The organism is Acidovorax sp. HMWF018, assembly GCF_003061035.1.
Classification (GTDB): Bacteria; Pseudomonadota; Gammaproteobacteria; order Burkholderiales; family Burkholderiaceae_C; genus Acidovorax; species Acidovorax delafieldii.
In genome coordinates, this window is the sequence record NZ_QAIM01000123.1 from 1 (window position 1) to 15,796 (window position 15,796).

Annotated in this window: 22 protein-coding genes, 1 tRNA gene and 1 pseudogene; all 24 read right to left on the reverse strand. The window is 58.8% G+C overall.

What is annotated here, in order from left to right; translation table 11 throughout:
• Positions 1 to 484: 484 nt before the first annotated feature.
• The 24 genes and pseudogenes from DBR23_RS04555 to DBR23_RS04670 all read right to left on the reverse strand — a co-directional run bounded on the left by DBR23_RS04555 (position 485) and on the right by DBR23_RS04670 (position 15,785).
• Positions 485 to 946: a helix-turn-helix transcriptional regulator gene (locus DBR23_RS04555; protein WP_108497459.1), complete on the reverse strand. Its 462-nt coding sequence runs from the start codon at positions 944 to 946 to the stop codon at positions 485 to 487.
• Between the two features lie 150 nt (positions 947 to 1,096).
• A complete protein-coding gene (locus tag DBR23_RS04560) occupies positions 1,097 to 1,408 on the reverse strand; it encodes an HU family DNA-binding protein (RefSeq protein WP_056057356.1) in 312 nt (103 codons plus the stop codon).
• A gap of 70 nt (positions 1,409 to 1,478) precedes the next feature.
• A pseudogene (locus DBR23_RS04565) lies at positions 1,479 to 2,159 on the reverse strand (DNA/RNA non-specific endonuclease).
• A gap of 538 nt (positions 2,160 to 2,697) precedes the next feature.
• Positions 2,698 to 2,774 (reverse strand) — tRNA-Met (locus DBR23_RS04570).
• Between the two features lie 22 nt (positions 2,775 to 2,796).
• Complete coding sequence (gene rplQ, locus DBR23_RS04575) at positions 2,797 to 3,189, reverse strand: 50S ribosomal protein L17 (RefSeq protein ID WP_008906513.1); 393 nt, start codon at positions 3,187 to 3,189, stop codon at positions 2,797 to 2,799.
• Positions 3,190 to 3,343: 154 nt separating this feature from the next.
• The gene (rpoA, locus tag DBR23_RS04580) at positions 3,344 to 4,336 is read right to left on the reverse strand and encodes a DNA-directed RNA polymerase subunit alpha (RefSeq protein WP_005793666.1); all 993 of its coding nucleotides are present in this window, start codon (positions 4,334 to 4,336) and stop codon (positions 3,344 to 3,346) included.
• Positions 4,337 to 4,449: 113 nt separating this feature from the next.
• Positions 4,450 to 5,073 carry a 30S ribosomal protein S4 gene (gene rpsD / locus DBR23_RS04585; protein ID WP_008906515.1) on the reverse strand — a complete coding sequence of 208 codons (624 nt, stop codon included), beginning with the start codon at positions 5,071 to 5,073 and terminating at the stop codon, positions 4,450 to 4,452.
• A gap of 90 nt (positions 5,074 to 5,163) precedes the next feature.
• On the reverse strand, positions 5,164 to 5,568 hold the full coding sequence (gene rpsK / locus DBR23_RS04590; protein WP_005793662.1) for a 30S ribosomal protein S11: 405 nt from the start codon (positions 5,566 to 5,568) through the stop codon (positions 5,164 to 5,166).
• A 16-nt stretch (positions 5,569 to 5,584) separates the two neighbouring features.
• Entirely contained in the window at positions 5,585 to 5,950 is a 366-nt protein-coding gene (gene rpsM / locus DBR23_RS04595; RefSeq protein WP_008906516.1) for a 30S ribosomal protein S13, read from the reverse strand.
• Positions 5,951 to 5,973: 23 nt separating this feature from the next.
• A complete protein-coding gene (rpmJ, locus tag DBR23_RS04600; protein ID WP_005793651.1) occupies positions 5,974 to 6,087 on the reverse strand; it encodes a 50S ribosomal protein L36 in 114 nt (37 codons plus the stop codon).
• A 137-nt stretch (positions 6,088 to 6,224) separates the two neighbouring features.
• A complete protein-coding gene (gene secY / locus DBR23_RS04605; RefSeq protein WP_056065391.1) occupies positions 6,225 to 7,544 on the reverse strand; it encodes a preprotein translocase subunit SecY in 1,320 nt (439 codons plus the stop codon).
• A gap of 24 nt (positions 7,545 to 7,568) precedes the next feature.
• A complete protein-coding gene (gene rplO, locus DBR23_RS04610; protein WP_056065387.1) occupies positions 7,569 to 8,000 on the reverse strand; it encodes a 50S ribosomal protein L15 in 432 nt (143 codons plus the stop codon).
• A gap of 10 nt (positions 8,001 to 8,010) precedes the next feature.
• Entirely contained in the window at positions 8,011 to 8,193 is a 183-nt protein-coding gene (gene rpmD, locus DBR23_RS04615; protein ID WP_005793644.1) for a 50S ribosomal protein L30, read from the reverse strand.
• A gap of 14 nt (positions 8,194 to 8,207) precedes the next feature.
• On the reverse strand, positions 8,208 to 8,726 hold the full coding sequence (gene rpsE, locus DBR23_RS04620) for a 30S ribosomal protein S5 (protein WP_015016014.1): 519 nt from the start codon (positions 8,724 to 8,726) through the stop codon (positions 8,208 to 8,210).
• Positions 8,727 to 8,743: 17 nt separating this feature from the next.
• Positions 8,744 to 9,109, reverse strand: coding sequence for a 50S ribosomal protein L18 (gene rplR / locus DBR23_RS04625; protein ID WP_005793639.1), 366 nt, complete (start codon positions 9,107 to 9,109; stop codon positions 8,744 to 8,746).
• Between the two features lie 11 nt (positions 9,110 to 9,120).
• A complete protein-coding gene (gene rplF / locus DBR23_RS04630; RefSeq protein WP_056065384.1) occupies positions 9,121 to 9,654 on the reverse strand; it encodes a 50S ribosomal protein L6 in 534 nt (177 codons plus the stop codon).
• A gap of 25 nt (positions 9,655 to 9,679) precedes the next feature.
• Positions 9,680 to 10,075 (reverse strand): 30S ribosomal protein S8, encoded by a 396-nt coding sequence (rpsH, locus tag DBR23_RS04635; RefSeq protein ID WP_005793636.1) that lies wholly within the window; start codon positions 10,073 to 10,075, stop codon positions 9,680 to 9,682.
• 20 nt (positions 10,076 to 10,095) lie between these two features.
• Positions 10,096 to 10,401, reverse strand: coding sequence for a 30S ribosomal protein S14 (gene rpsN, locus DBR23_RS04640; protein WP_015016017.1), 306 nt, complete (start codon positions 10,399 to 10,401; stop codon positions 10,096 to 10,098).
• A gap of 8 nt (positions 10,402 to 10,409) precedes the next feature.
• Positions 10,410 to 10,949, reverse strand: coding sequence for a 50S ribosomal protein L5 (gene rplE / locus DBR23_RS04645; protein WP_005793632.1), 540 nt, complete (start codon positions 10,947 to 10,949; stop codon positions 10,410 to 10,412).
• Positions 10,950 to 10,958: 9 nt separating this feature from the next.
• Positions 10,959 to 11,279 (reverse strand): 50S ribosomal protein L24, encoded by a 321-nt coding sequence (rplX, locus tag DBR23_RS04650; RefSeq protein WP_055395669.1) that lies wholly within the window; start codon positions 11,277 to 11,279, stop codon positions 10,959 to 10,961.
• Between the two features lie 9 nt (positions 11,280 to 11,288).
• Complete coding sequence (gene rplN / locus DBR23_RS04655; protein ID WP_007861702.1) at positions 11,289 to 11,657, reverse strand: 50S ribosomal protein L14; 369 nt, start codon at positions 11,655 to 11,657, stop codon at positions 11,289 to 11,291.
• Between the two features lie 194 nt (positions 11,658 to 11,851).
• Positions 11,852 to 13,444 carry a glycerol-3-phosphate dehydrogenase/oxidase gene (locus tag DBR23_RS04660; protein WP_108497476.1) on the reverse strand — a complete coding sequence of 531 codons (1,593 nt, stop codon included), beginning with the start codon at positions 13,442 to 13,444 and terminating at the stop codon, positions 11,852 to 11,854.
• A 188-nt stretch (positions 13,445 to 13,632) separates the two neighbouring features.
• The gene (locus tag DBR23_RS04665; protein ID WP_056065378.1) at positions 13,633 to 15,363 is read right to left on the reverse strand and encodes an ABC transporter substrate-binding protein; all 1,731 of its coding nucleotides are present in this window, start codon (positions 15,361 to 15,363) and stop codon (positions 13,633 to 13,635) included.
• A 113-nt stretch (positions 15,364 to 15,476) separates the two neighbouring features.
• On the reverse strand, positions 15,477 to 15,785 hold the full coding sequence (locus DBR23_RS04670) for a DUF2160 domain-containing protein (RefSeq protein ID WP_056065375.1): 309 nt from the start codon (positions 15,783 to 15,785) through the stop codon (positions 15,477 to 15,479).
• Positions 15,786 to 15,796 lie beyond the last annotated feature (11 nt).

Below are 15,796 nucleotides of genomic sequence, written 5' to 3' on the forward strand. Positions count from 1 at the left end.
ATAGTTATCCACAGCTGGTTTCTAATGGAACCAGCTTTAGCCCCTGGTCAATGTTCGACTGGCACTGCTGATCACGTTTGCACTGGCACTAACAGCTGAGGCGCTGGCGTGAAATATCCACCGAGAGGTGGCGCTTCTTTCTAGCTACCCAGCTAAGTAGGCGAGTGCCTTTCAGGCATCTCCTCCTCAAGAGAAAAGACAGGTTCTGCGCAGAATGGTCCCCTTGGGCATATCATATCGGCCACAGCCTGAAGTGCCGCGATCTGGGCAGGAGAGAGAGGCCCGTCATCTGGCTCGTAGGCCTTTTGGTCTGCAGTGTCGAACCGGCCTCGCAGAGCCTCATCCAAAGTGGGCTCTGGAGCATCGATACGGCTATCGGAAGATGGGTGTGTCATGGCGATCCGATCAGTACATGGAACTCGCGCGGCAATTGGTGTGATTCCGCTATACGTCTAGCCGCCCGGTGCGCAGCGCCGCAATAAGCTCAGCCCTTCGCTGCCTGACGCATCTTCTTCTTGGCCTTGACCGGCCCCATCCGCACAACCTCCTCAATCTTCGCCAGCTGCTTGGTTCGGGGATGGGTCTGGCCTTTCTCCCACCGCCCGTACGAAAGAGCAGAGACGGCCAGCAAAGCGGCCATCTGAAGTTGTGTAGCACCCAATGCATTACGCATTTGGATCAGCATCTCTGGCGCGAATACAAACTCATCGCGCGTATCGCGCTTTGACACTTTGGGTTGATCAGATGGTGCAGCCACACCCCCAACCTTGGTTTGACGCTGAGCCGACTTCAGCTGCGAAGTGAGGGTCTTCACTTCCCGCTTCAGCGCCGCAATCTCGGAGCGATGGCCGGTGATCGCCTTGCGCATGCCCTGAAGTTCAGGTTTGAGCTCCTTGCGCGCCATGCGAACAACTTCGGCGCGAAAGGCATTGGAAAACGTATTCATATGCCCGATGGTAACTTTGACCACTTAACACGCACTTAGGGGCTAGTGCACAGCCGGTGTCGCAATCCTTCTTCGTCTCCGTAAAAAACAAAACCGCCAAAGGCCTGAGCCCGTGGCGGTTTGCTCCGGCGTTGACCGAGAACGCTGTACTTACTTTCCAGCTTTGTCCGCCTTGCGCTTGGCCGCCTTGGGATCCACCACCGCCTTGAACTTGGCACCCGCCACAAACTTCGGCACCGTGCTCGCAGGGATCTTCAATGCAGCACCAGTCGATGGGTTCTTGCCCGTTCGAGCCGCACGCTTGGCGGACTTGAAAGTCCCAAAACCCACCAGCTGCACGGCATCGCCCTTCTTGACGGCGGTCTGGATGGTGTCGATCAGCGTCTCCAGCACCGCATTGGCTGCGGTCTTGGACAAGTCATTCTTGGAAGCCAGGATTTCAACGAGTTCTGCGCGGTTCATGGATGCTCACGTGTAGAGGTTGGAAAGGACCGATTTATAACCTCGCCGCTGACACGGCCCTTGCTGCGACTCAATGCTGCAGTGCACTTCTTGGCAAAAACTCCACTCCCGTGCGTTTCACCAGCTCCTGGTAGCTGATCGGCCGACCCACCGTCTCCCCCTCACGGTTCTCCTGCCAGTGCGCCCAGGCCCGCTGGGTGGTCGCGTCGTACACGAGCTTGTACAGATAGGTCGGCACCTTCACCCCATTGGCTCCGATGCGTGGCCCCGCATCCGTGAACACTGGCCCGGTGATCACAAACACATCCCCCTTGGCCCGCTTCACATAGTGCCGCGTGTCCTGCTCGATCTTGTTCCAGGCGCCACCGTTGTACTGAGCGTTTTGAGGGACCATGTTCGCGAGACTGAAGCTCTGCGCCATGGCCGTCGGCGTCGGCATGTCTCCCGCAGGTGCCATGTGCCCCCGGGAGTAGCCAGAGTTCTTGTAATCCTCCAGCTCCGCCCGCTCGCCACTGGGCAAGCGCGCATCTGCAAAGAAGCGCTTGGCCCGCTTCTCATCCGCATCCTCAATGAGCTTGCGGTTCAACCGCTGGGCCACAAACACGGGTGTCTTGGTGGTGCCGGAGTGCAGCACTGCAAACGCTTCATAGCAAAGCTCGCGCAACTGCGGCCGGGGCGTGATGGCGGGTGGTGTGCCATTCGCAAATAACTGCGGGCATTGCGCAAAAGAGGTGGGCTAGGGCGTGAGCAGCGCCGCACTGTCGACCTGCGGAGAACGCGCCCAGGAAAGATTCGGGAGAGCAACGCCGGCCAGAGACAGAACCAGCACTGCTGCCAGGCGCACACGGCCTGGCCAAGAGAACAAACGATTCACAGAAGGAGCAATCGAGTCAAACAAAACGGAGCCCGATTGGAGCACCGTTCATCTCTCACTCCTGGCCCGAATGCTTGGATCTCGCAGGGTTTTACAGCTGCTTTCAGAGATGAGGTCCACAAACTGAAAGGGCTCCCCAAAGGGAGCCCGATCTGCCTGCCCGCCCCTGCGGAAGTTAGCACAACCCATATGACAGCAAAAGCCCAAAATGCAAAGTGCGTCAAACCCATTGAATGGGAAATGAGGGGACGATGAAATCTCAGGGCTAGAAAGTCTTAGCTGCCCAATGGTCAGTTGCGGGCCACCTTTGGAATTGATGGGCTACCGCTGGGCTATACATGGGCTATGGTTGGGCTACAAACAAAAACGCCCACATAAAGTGGGCGTTTACTGTTAGCGAGAACCGCTATCTTATTGGTTGCGCGAGAAGGATTTGAACCTCCGACCTTTGGGTTATGAGCCCAACGAGCTACCAGACTGCTCCATCGCGCGGTAAGAAATAAATTATACCCTATTATTCAGCTGCTGCCGAATTATTTTCGGTTTCTGCAGCACGATCGACCAATTCGACCAGGGCCATAGGCGCATTGTCGCCCACGCGGAAGCCCATCTTCAGAATGCGGGTGTAACCGCCAGGACGCACCTTGAAACGCGGGCCGAGGTCGTTGAACAGCTTGGTCACGCTGTCACGGTCACGCAGACGGTTGAATGCCAGGCGGCGGTTGGCGACAGAATCTTCCTTGGCCAAGGTGATCATGGGCTCGATCACGCGGCGCAGTTCCTTGGCCTTGGGGACGGTGGTCTTGATGACTTCGTGCTCGATGAGCGAGTTCATCATGTTCTGCAGCATCGCGAGGCGGTGCGAGCTGGTGCGGTTGAGTTTGCGAAGGCCGTGTCCGTGGCGCATGGTGCTTTCTTCCTACTGTCTATGTAATTAAATCAGGCAGCCGTATCAGGTACTGTCCGAGGCACTGTTCCCTTGAGGGAACGAAAAGTCCCCCTTGCGGGGGACATCAAACCGGGCGCCCAAAATTTGGGCAGCCTTCGATTATAGCTTTGGCTTAACGCTTGTCCAGACCTGCTGGCGGCCAGTTCTCAAGCTTCATGCCCAAGGTGAGGCCACGCGATGCCAGCACTTCCTTGATTTCGTTGAGCGACTTGCGGCCGAGGTTAGGCGTCTTGAGCAGCTCGTTCTCGGTGCGCTGAATCAGATCACCGATGTAGTAGATGTTCTCGGCCTTCAGGCAGTTGGCAGAACGCACGGTCAGTTCCAGCTCGTCCACAGGACGCAGCAGGATCGGATCGAACGTTGCATTGCCACGTGGGCCTGCGGGTGCGTCGAACGCAGCCAGCTCGCCGCCTTCCAGCTGCGCGAATACCGCCAGCTGTTCCACCAGGATCTTGGCAGATGCCCGCACGGCATCTTCGGCAGTGATCGCGCCGTTGGTCTCGATCTCGACCACCAGCTTGTCCAAGTCGGTACGCTGCTCCACACGGGCGCTTTCCACGGTGTAGCTCACACGCTTCACGGGGGAGAACGACGCGTCCAGCACGATGCGGCCAATCGACTTGGTCGACTCGTCGGCATAGCGGCGCAGATTGCCGGGCACATAGCCGCGACCCTTCTCTACCTTGATCTGCATGTCCAGCTTCCCGCCAGCAGACAGGTTGGCGATCACGTGATCAGGATTGACGATTTCCACGTCGTGAGGGGTCTGGATGTCACGGGCAGTGACCACACCTTCGCCATCTTTGCGCAGGCTCAACGTCACTTCATCGCGGTTATGGAGCTTGAACACCACACCCTTGAGGTTCAGCAGGATATTGACCACATCCTCTTGAACACCGTCAATAGACGAATACTCGTGCAGAACGCCTGCAATGGTGACTTCCGTCGCTGCGTAACCCACCATGGACGAGAGCAGGACGCGCCGAATGGCGTTGCCCAGCGTGTGGCCGTACCCACGCTCGAACGGCTCCAGTGCGACCTTGGCACGGTTGTGGCCAAGCTGCTCGACATTGATCGCCTTGGGTTTCAGCAAATTGGTTTGCATTCAGACTTCCTCTCAATACCCCCAGCTCGTTACACCGGTAAGGCTGGTGAAGCGCCTAAACCGCGATGCCTCGCGGTTCAGGGACGGTTTTCTTGAATTACGTACTCGACCGATTAGCGCGAGTACAACTCAACGATCAGCGATTCGTTGATGTCGGCGCCAAACTCATCACGGTCTGGCACCTTCTTGAAGATGCCTTCTGCCTTCTCGGCATTCACTTCCACCCATGCGGGCATGCCCACTTGAGCTGCCAGTTGCAGGGCTTCCACCACGCGATTTTGCTTCTTGGACTTTTCACGCACGGCCACCACGTCACCCGTCTTCACGAGGTACGAAGCGATGTTCACGGACTTGCCGTTCACGGTGATCGCCTTGTGCGACACCAGCTGGCGCGCTTCAGCGCGAGTGGAGCCGAAACCCATGCGGTACACGACGTTGTCGAGACGGGATTCCAACAGGAACAGCAGATTGGCGCCAGTGTTGCCCTTCTTGCCTTCGGCGGCTTCGAAGTAACGGCGGAATTGCTTTTCTAGCACGCCGTACATGCGCTTGACCTTCTGCTTTTCACGCAGTTGCAGACCGTAGTCAGAGGTGCGGGCACCCGAGGTGCGGCCGTGCTGACCAGGCTTGGAGTCGAACTTGGACTTGTCAGCGATCGAGCGGCGGGCGCTCTTGAGGAACAGGTCAGTGCCTTCACGGCGGGAGAGTTTGGCCTTGGGGCCGAGGTAACGTGCCACTTGAGCTTCCTTTGTGTCATCTACCGCAAACCATTGCGGGAGCCGCCTGAGGCGCTTGCGCGTTCACAGGCGGCGGTGGGCTTAGAGAGATTAGATACGACGGCGCTTTTGAGGGCGGCAGCCGTTGTGTGGCACCGGGGTCACATCGGAGATCGATGTGATACGGATGCCCAGTGCGCCCAATGCGCGCACCGAAGACTCACGACCAGGACCTGGGCCCTTGATTTCAACGTCAAGGTTCTTGATACCTTGATCGATGGCAGCGCGACCGGCCACTTCCGAAGCCACCTGGGCTGCGAATGGGGTGGACTTGCGCGAACCCTTGAAACCTTGGCCACCGGACGAAGCCCATGACAGAGCGTTGCCCTGACGGTCGGTGATCGTGATGATGGTGTTGTTGAACGAGGCGTGCACGTGTGCAATGCCGTCCGAAACATTCTTCCGGACCTTCTTGCGAACGCGCTGAGCTGCGTTATTGGCAGGAGACTTAGCCATGATGATCTTTCAATCTTTATTTCTTCAGTGCAGCTGCACCCTTGCGCGGACCCTTGCGAGTGCGAGCATTGGTACGGGTGCGCTGACCACGCATTGGCAGACCGCGGCGATGGCGGAAGCCACGATAGCAGCCGATGTCCATCAAACGCTTGATGTTCATCGTGGTTTCGCGGCGCAGATCACCTTCAATGGTGAACTGCTCGATTTGCTCGCGAATTTTTTCCAGATCGCCATCCGTCAGATCCTTGATCTTCTTGGAGTAAGCGATACCAGTTGCTTCGCAGATCTTGCGAGCGCGGGTGCGACCAATGCCAAAAATGGCGGTCAAACCGATTTCCGCGTGCTTGTGCGGCGGAATGTTAATGCCAGCGATACGTGCCATATGCGTCCTCTAATACTTTCCAATCAACCTTGGCGCTGCTTGTGACGCAGATCCGTGCAGATCACGCGCACCACACCCTTGCGGCGGATGATCTTGCAGTTGCGGCAGATTTTTTTGACCGAAGCCGAAACTCTCATTGCATTCTCCTAAAACTTTTCCATCCGTCCCGGCTGCTTCGCACGGAACACAATTTGTGCCCGCGAAAAATCGTGGGGCGCCAACTCAACCGATATCCAACTCTTTGCAGGCAGCGCTGGGCGCTGCCCTCGTGATGTCAACCGCCTGCACTGCCTTTGAAGTTCGCCTTCTTGAGCAGCGATTCGTACTGTTGCGACATCATGTAATTCTGGACCTGGGCCATGAAGTCCATAGTCACCACCACGATGATCAGCAGGGAAGTTCCACCAAAGTAAAACGGTACGTTGTACTTCAGGATCAAAAACTCCGGCAACAGACACACGAAGGTGATGTACACGGCACCGGCCAAGGTCAGGCGAACCAGAATCTTGTCGATGTAACGGGCAGTTTGTTCACCGGGACGAATGCCTGGGATGAACGCGCCACTCTTCTTCAGGTTGTCTGCTGTCTCGCGGCTGTTGAACACCAACGCCGTGTAGAAGAAGCAGAAGAAGATGATCGCAGCGGCATAGAACATCACATAGATCGGCTGACCTGGAGTCAGTGCACCCGAGATGTCCTTGAGCCAACGCATCGATTCACCAGCACTGAACCAGTTCACCACAGTCGCAGGCAGCAAGATGATCGACGACGCGAAGATCGGAGGAATCACACCAGCCATGTTCAGCTTCAAGGGCAAGTGCGACGATTGACCGCCATACACCTTGTTGCCGACTTGTCGCCGTGCATAGTTCACCAGGATCTTGCGCTGACCACGCTCCACAAACACCACGAAGTAAGTCACCAGACCCACCACGATAACGATGAAGATGGCTGCCAGGATGCTCATCGCGCCAGTACGAACCAGCTCCAGAAGACCGCCGATCGAACTGGGCAACCCGGCGGCGATACCACCGAAGATCAGGATCGAAATCCCGTTGCCCAGACCACGTTCGGTGATCTGCTCACCCAACCACATCAGAAACATGGTTCCGGCCGTCAAACTGACCACCGCAGTGAGGCGGAAGCCAAAACCGGGGCTCAGAACCAAGCCAGCAGAGCTTTCGAGAGCCACTGCAATACCCAGAGACTGGAACAGGGCCAGGCCCAGGGTTCCGTAACGGGTGTATTGCGTGATCTTCCTGCGACCAGCTTCGCCTTCCTTCTTCAACTGCTCAAACGCGGGCAGCACGTAGGTCATCAGCTGCATGATGATCGATGCAGAGATGTACGGCATGATCCCCAGTGCGAACACTGTAAAACGCGACAGCGCGCCACCCGAAAACATGTTGAACAGGTTCAGGATGCCGCCCTGCTGGCCACTGAACAGCTGCTGAAGTTGGGCTGGATCGATACCAGGCACAGGGATATGAGCCCCTATGCGGTATACGACCAGCGCCAGCAACAGAAAAACCAGACGACGACGCAGGTCGCCGAATTTTCCGGTCTTTGCAATTTGAGCCGCGCTAGTAGCCACAGATGCCTTCCTTCAGTGCCACACTCAGGCGACGCTGCCGCCAGCAGCTTCGATGGCTGCCTTGGCACCAGCCGTAGCACCCACGCCAGACAGCTTGACTGCCTTGCTCAGGGAACCGCTCTTGATGACCTTGACCACCTTGGCCAGCTCGCCCACCAGACCAGCTTGCTTCAGTGCCAGCACATCCACTTCGGCCAGGCCCAGTTGGTCCAGCGCCGTCAGCGTAACTTCTGCATTGAACTTGAGCAGGTGCGACTTGAAGCCGCGCTTGGGCAAGCGACGTTGCAGCGGCATTTGACCGCCTTCGAAGCCTACCTTGTGGTAGCCACCAGAGCGGGACTTTTGGCCCTTGTGACCACGGCCAGCGGTCTTGCCCAGGCCGGAGCCGATACCACGGCCTACGCGGCGCTTGGCATGCTTGGCGCCGTCTGCGGGCTTGATGCTATTGAGTTCCATGATCTATCTCTCAGACGATTTTGACCAGGTAGCTGATCTTGTTAATCATGCCGCGAACTTCGGGCGAATCCTTCAATTCGCTGACGCTGTTCAGCTTGCGCAGACCCAGGCCACGGACGGTGGCGCGGTGCGATTCCTTGGTGCCGATCGGGCTGCGCACCAGTTGAATCTTGACGGTTTGTTGCGTTGTCATATTCAGGCTCCGGTTCAGGCGAAGATGTCTTCGACTGTCTTGCCGCGCTTGGCTGCAACGTTCGACGGAGTCGTCGAATTGACGAGCGCGTCAAAGGTAGCACGGACCATGTTGTAGGGGTTGGACGAACCATGGCTCTTGGCCACGATGTCGGTCACACCCAGTACTTCAAAGACTGCGCGCATAGGGCCGCCAGCGATGATACCGGTACCCTTGGGTGCGGGAGCCATCATCACCACTGCCGCGCCATGGTGGCCGGTCACGTTGTGATAGATGGTGCCGTTCTTCAGGGACACCTTGACCATGTTGCGGCGGGCTTCTTCCATCGCCTTTTGCACAGCAGCAGGCACTTCCTTGGACTTGCCCTTACCCATGCCCACGCGGCCGTCACCATCGCCAACCACAGTCAGTGCGGCGAAACCGAGAATACGGCCACCCTTCACGACTTTGGTCACGCGGTTGACCGCGATCATTTTTTCGCGCAGACCGTCGTCACGACCTTCGTCTTGCACTTTGGGTTGAAATTTAGCCATTTTTTATTCCGCTCCGCTTAGAACTGCAGGCCGGCTTCACGGGCTGCGTCGGCCAAAGCCTTGACGCGACCGTGGTAAGCAAAGCCTGCGCGATCAAATGCAACCTTCTCGACACCTGCAGCTTTCGCCTTTTCAGCGATACGCTTGCCGATGATCTGGGCTGCAGCGGCATTGCCACCCTTGCCCGAACCGCCGAGCGACTTGCGCACGTCGGCTTCTGCCGTCGAAGCGCTTGCCAGCACCTTGCTGCCGTCGCCGGAGATCACACTGGCGTAGATATGGAGGTTCGTACGGTTCACGGTCAGTCGCGCCACGCCTTGCTGTGCAATGCGGATGCGGGTCTGGCGCGAACGACGAAGACGCTGCTCTTTCTTGGTCAACATGTTGCAGCTCCTTATTTCTTCTTGGTCTCTTTGATCGTGATCTTTTCGTCCGCGTAGCGGATGCCCTTGCCCTTGTAGGGCTCGGGTGGACGAACAGCACGGATCTCAGCGGCGATCTGACCGACGCGTTGACGATCAGCACCCTTGATCACCACTTCAGTAGGGGTAGGGGTGGCAACCGTGATACCAGCGGGCATCTCGATGTTGACCGGGTGCGAATAGCCGACGGCCAGGTTCAGCTTGGAACCGGCTGCAGCAGCCTTGTAACCCACGCCTACCAAGCTCAGCTTCTTTTCGAAACCCTTGCTGACGCCGACCACCATGTTGTTGACCAACTGGCGAATCGTGCCGCTCATGGCATTGGCTTCGCGGGAATCATTGGCAGGCTCAAAGCTGAGCTTGCCTTCATTGCTGGACACCTTCACCAGCGCGTTTTGCGCCAGCGACAGGGTGCCGCCAGAACCCTTCACGGAGATCTGGTCACTCTTCACGGACACATCCACACCTGCGGGGATGGTCACGGGCATTTTTCCTACTCGGGACATTTCAGTTTCTCCTCAATGCCGCGGGTTAGGCCACGTAGCAGAGCACTTCGCCACCGACACCGGTAGCGCGCGCCTTGCGATCGGTCATCACGCCCTTGGGCGTTGTGACAATTGCCACACCCAGACCGTTCATGACTTGTGGAATGGAATCACGGCCTTTGTAGACACGCAGACCAGGGCGGCTGACGCGCTCGATGCGCTCAATCACTGGACGGCCTGCGTAATACTTCAGGGCAATTTCGAGTTCGGACTTGCCAGCTTCGGTCTTGACCTGGAAGCCGTCGATATAACCTTCGTCCTTCAGCACCTGGGCGATGGCGATCTTCACTTTGGAAGATGGCACCAGAACCGTGGCCTTGGAGACCATCTGTGCATTACGGATGCGGGTCAGCAAGTCAGCGATGGGATCACTCATGCTCATGTTTAATCTCTCCTGCCTGCTTACCAGCTGGCCTTGGTGACACCTGGGATGTCGCCATTGAAAGCCAGTTCGCGGATCTTGGCGCGAGCCAGACCGAATTGACGGAAGGTGCCACGTGGACGACCGGTGATTTCGCAACGGTTACGCTGACGTGTGGGGTTTGCGTTGCGCGGGAGCTTTTGCAGGCCCAGGCGGGCTGCATCACGCTCTTCGTCGCTGCGCTTGGCATCGCCAGCGATTGCCTTCAGTTCCGCATACTTGGTTGCGTACTTGGCTGCCAGTTTTTCGCGCTTCAGTTCGCGCTGGATCAAAGCTACTTTAGCCATGCTTCGCCTCAGTTCTTGAACGGGAAACGGAAACCAGCGAGAAGCGCCTTGGCTTCTTCGTCGGACTTGGCCGTCGTGGTGATGCTGATATTGAGACCGCGCAGGGCGTCAACCTTGTCGTACTCAATTTCAGGGAAGATGATCTGTTCTTTGACGCCGATGTTGTAGTTGCCACGGCCATCGAAGGCGCGACCGGAGATACCACGGAAGTCACGAACGCGGGGCAGCGCCACGGTCACGAAACGATCCAGGAACTCATACATCTGCACGCCACGCAACGTGACCATACAGCCAATGGCCTGACCTTCGCGGATCTTGAAACCAGCGATAGCCTTCTTGGCCTTGGTCACCACAGGCTTCTGACCAGCAATCTTGGTCAGATCGGCCACAGCGTTGTCCATCACCTTCTTGTCCGAGACTGCTTCGCTCACGCCCATGTTCAGCGTGATCTTGGTCAGACGGGGAACCTGCATCGGCGAGGTGTAACCGAACTGCTTGGTCAGCTCGGGAGCGATCTTGTCGCGGTAAATTTCTTGGAGTCGTGCCATGTTTACCCCTTAGGCCGCCTTGATTTCAGCGCCGCTGGACTTGAACACGCGAATGCGCGAACCGTCAGCCTGCACCTTGATGCCCACGCGATCAGCCTTGCCCGTAGCGGCATTGAAGATGGCCACGTTGGACTGATGAATTGGCATGGACTTTTCAACGATGCCGCCCGTCGTACCCTTCATGGGGTTTGGCTTGGCGTGCTTCTTGACCAGGTTGATGCCATCGATGACCACGTAGGAGTCATCTTTGCGCAGCGACACCGTGCCGCGCTTGCCCTTGTCACGGCCGGTCAGCACGATGACTTCGTCGCCCTTGCGAATCTTGTTCATGGCGCGTCCTTAGAGAACTTCAGGAGCCAGAGACACGATCTTCATGAACTTCTCGGTACGCAGTTCACGCGTCACGGGTCCAAAGATACGGGTGCCGATAGGCTCCAACTTTGCATTCAGCAACACTGCGGCGTTGCCATCGAATTTGACGAGCGAACCGTCGCCGCGACGAATACCCTTCGCCGTGCGAACCACCACTGCGCTGTAAACCTCGCCTTTTTTGACGCGGCCACGTGGAGCGGCTTCTTTGATGCTCACCTTGATGATGTCGCCAACGCTTGCATAGCGACGCTTCGAGCCACCCAGCACCTTGATGCAAAGGACGGACTTGGCGCCGGTATTGTCGGCAACCTCTAACCGAGATTCTGTCTGGATCATTTCAATATTCCCAACTTGCACCAGAAGACGACAGCCCCAGAGAACTTCTCAAGGGCTGCAAATCAGCCAGTCAGTCTTGGGCCCGTCGTCCGCACCGCAAACCATTTGCAGCACTTCCCGCTGGGCAGAAACTTCACGTATGAAACGCGAAGCCCTCGATTATTGCAAAAGACTTTTAGGAAGTCAAGCGCGTGTTATGTGGGCACATGCAGATACTGTTGCGCCAGGGCCAGAAAGGCCTCCAGTTGCGGATCGGCGCCTAGCTCCTCGCGCAGGAGGCCTGCGACAACCGGCGCCAGCTCAATCGCCTTGCGGGCATCCAGGAACAGCAGACGCGAACGCCGCGCCAGCACATCTTCCACCGTACAGGCGTATTCGTAACGGGCCGCAAAGCGCACCATTGCCTCCGTCAGGCCGCCCCCGAGATCCGTCTGCGCTCCGGGCATTGCCCGCACCTCAGCCGCTTCCGTGCCGTAAGAGTGCAGTCCTTGGGCATCGCTGATGCGGTGCTGTACGGGCTCCCGAGGAGTTCCCACCAACGGAAGATGATTGGTCACCCCAGCTGGTTTTTCAGGCAACAGCCCCGTGGTGAAGCATTTTTGCAACACATCTTCGGCCATTGCCCGGTAGGTGGTCCATTTTCCACCCGTCACGGTGATCAGGCCACTGCGGCTGGCCAGCACGGTGTGCTCCCGGCTGATCTTCTTGGTGTTGTCGCCGTCGTCGTCCTGCGGCTTGACCAGCGGACGCAAGCCCACCCAGATGCTACGGATGTCCTCGACGCGGGGCGCGCGGGTCAGGTAGCGCGCGGATTCCTCCAGGATGAACCGCACTTCCTCCCGGAAGGGCTCAGGCTCGCGCACCACATCCTGGCGCGGGCTGTCGGTGGTGCCCAGAATGAGTTTGCCCAGCCAAGGCACCGCAAACAGCACGCGGCCATCGGCCGTCTTGGGCACCATCAGCGCGTGGTCGGACGGCAAGAACTCCCGGTCCACCACAATGTGCACCCCCTGGCTGGGCGCCACCATGGGCTTGACAGGCCGACCGATGGCTTCGCCGTCCATCTGGCGCAGGGTGTCCACCCACACGCCCGTGGCATTGACCACCGACCGAGCGCGCACCGTGAATTGCTGGCCGCTGTCCGCGTCCTCGCAGACAAAACCCACGACCTTGCCAGCCTCGTGAACCAGCGACCGTGCAGGACAGTAATTGACAACCAAAGCGTCCAGGCTGGCGGCCGTGCGCGCCAGCGCCAAGGCCAGGCGAGCGTCATCGAACTGGCCGTCCCAATATTTGACACTGCCCTTGAGCCCCTCGGTACGGGCGGTGGGCAGACATTGCAGGGTGCGAGCGCGCCCCAGAAACTCCGTAGCGCCCAGGCCAGCCTTGCCTGCAAGCGCGTCATACATCATCAGCCCGATGCCATAGAAGGGTGTTTCCCAGAAACGGTACGACGGCATCACAAAGGGCAGCGGTTGCGCCAGATGGGGCGCGTTGTGCAGCAGCGTGGTGCGTTCATGCAGCGCCTCGCGCACCAACGCGATGTTGCCCTGAGCCAGGTAACGGACCCCGCCATGCACCAGCTTGGTGGCCCGGGACGAGGTTCCTTTGGCGAAATCGTGTGAATCCACCAGCACGACGCTGAAGCCGCGCGCCGCGGCATCCAGCGCCACCCCCAGGCCCGTCGCGCCACCGCCGATCACGGCGAGGTCATACTGGTGCGGCTGGGCGAGGCGAGCCAGGAGGTCGGCGCGCCGTGTAGGAAGGGGTGCGGTGGCAATGGTCATGGGGTGATTGTCCATGGGCGGAGTAGAAACCAAGGGTTTACCCTTGAATTCCTGACACTCCCGGGGTGAGAACCCGCCCCGCAGCCGCACAGGTGCCGAGGGCGGTATCGAGCAAAAAAGGCAGCCAGAGACCTTGTGAGCCCTGGCTGCCGATCAATGGTGGTTGCAACCACACCTTGATCTGTGGATCAGCGCGTCTTGCCGTCCTTCCACGCCTGCAGCAGCTTGTCGTAGGCAATGGTTTCGCCCTTTGGCTTCTCATTCGCCAGCTTCTTCCAGGGCGCCTGCTTGTCGCTCAGCCACTTGTTGGGGTCGCTCTTGGGGTTGAGCTTGGGCGCGCAGTGGGCCATGCCTGCGCGTTCCAGACGGGCCATCACCTGGTCCATCTCGTCGGCCAGGGTGTCCATGGCGCCCTGGGGAGTCTTCTCACCCGTGACCGCCTGCGCCACGTTCTTCCACCACAACTGGGCCAGCTTGGGGTAGTCGGGCACATTGGTGCCGGTAGGTGACCATGCCACGCGCGCCGGGCTGCGGTAGAACTCGACCAGGCCGCCGAGCTTGGGGGCGGCGTCCGTCATGGCCTTGGACTGGATGTCGCTCTCGCGGATCGGGGTCAGGCCCGTCAGCGTTTTCTTGAGCGACGTGGTCTTGGCCGTCACGAACTGGGCGTACAGCCAGGCGGCAGCCGTCTTGTTGGCGTCATGGTCCTTGAAGAAGGTCCAGGAGCCCACGTCCTGGTAGCCGTTCTGCATGCCCTGCTTCCAGTAGGGGCCGTTGGGGCCGGGGGCCATGCGCCACTTGGGCGTGCCGTCAGCATTCACCACGGGCAGGCCGGGCTTGGTCATGTCGGCCGTGAAGGCGGTGTACCAGAAGATCTGCTGCGCGATCTGACCTTGTGCGGGCACGGGGCCGGCTTCGCCGAAGGTCATGCCCGTGGCTTCCTTGGGCGCGTACTTCTTCATCCAGTCCACATACTTGGTCAGCGCATACACGGCTGCGGGCGAGTTGGTCGCACCGCCACGGGCCACGCTGGCGCCCACGGGAGTGCACTTGTCGTCCGCCACGCGGATGCCCCATTCGTCGATCGGCAGGCCGTTGGGCGCGCCGATGTCGGCAGAGCCCGCCATGGACAGCCATGCGTCGGTGAAACGCCAGCCCAGGGATGGGTCCTTCTTGCCATAGTCCATGTGGCCATAGATGGGCTTGCCGTCGATGTTCTTCACGTCGTTGGTGAAGAACTCGGCGATGTCCTCATAGGCGCTCCAGTTGAGCGGCACACCCAGGTCGTAGCCGTACTTGGCCTTGAACTTGTCCTTGATGTCCTTCCGGTCGAACAGGTCGGCACGGAACCAGTACAGGTTGGCGAACTGCTGGTCGGGCAACTGGTACAGCTTGCCGTCTGGCCCGGTCGTGAACTTGGTGCCGATGTAGTCCTTGATGTCGATGCCGGGGTTGGTCCACTCCTTGCCTGCACCGCCCATGTAGTCGGTCAGATTCATGATCTTGCCGTAGCGGTAGTGCGTTCCGATCAGGTCCGAGTCCGAGATCCAGCCGTCATAGATGGACTTGCCAGACTGCATGGAGGTCTGCAGCTTCTCGACCACGTCGCCTTCCTGGATAAGGTCGTGCTTGACCTTGATGCCAGTGATTTCCTCAAACGCCTTGGCAAGCGTCTTGGATTCGTATTCGTGGGTGGTGATGGTCTCGGACACCACCGAGATTTCCTTCACACCCTTGGCCTGCAGCTTCTTGGCCGCGTCCATGAACCACTTCATTTCGGCCATCTGCTGGTCTTTGCTCAGCGTGGAGGGCTGGAACTCGGTGTCGATCCATTTTTTGGCCTCCGCCTCGCCCGCCATGGCGGCCTGACCCGTCATGACCGCCACTGCCAGTGCCAGCGCTGTGTACCGCGTCTTCATAGTGCCTGTCTCCTCATAGTCATCTCCCCTTTGGATGCAAGGGTCACGCGGCTCCGGGGAAGGGTTGAGCCGCGCGACGGGAACCATTGAAACCAAGGCTGCCTGCAAACACCTCACCCCTTGCGCAGGATGAGCAGCAGCAGCGCCATCGACAACACAAAGCTGATCCAGATCGACGGGTCGCCCTGCAGGCTGAACCACTGGGCCAGCTTGCCGCTGACGCCGACAAAAATCAGATTCACGTAGGCCGCCGACAACAGCCCAATGAACAGCCGATCACCGCGCGTCGTCTCCAGCGGCAAAAAACCCTTGCGCATCGTTGTGGGCGACTTGATCTCCCACACTGTCATACCGATCAGCATCAGCACGATGCAAATGAAGAACACCGCCACGGGCAGCGTCCAGGCCATCCAGTCAAACATGTCGCTGCCTC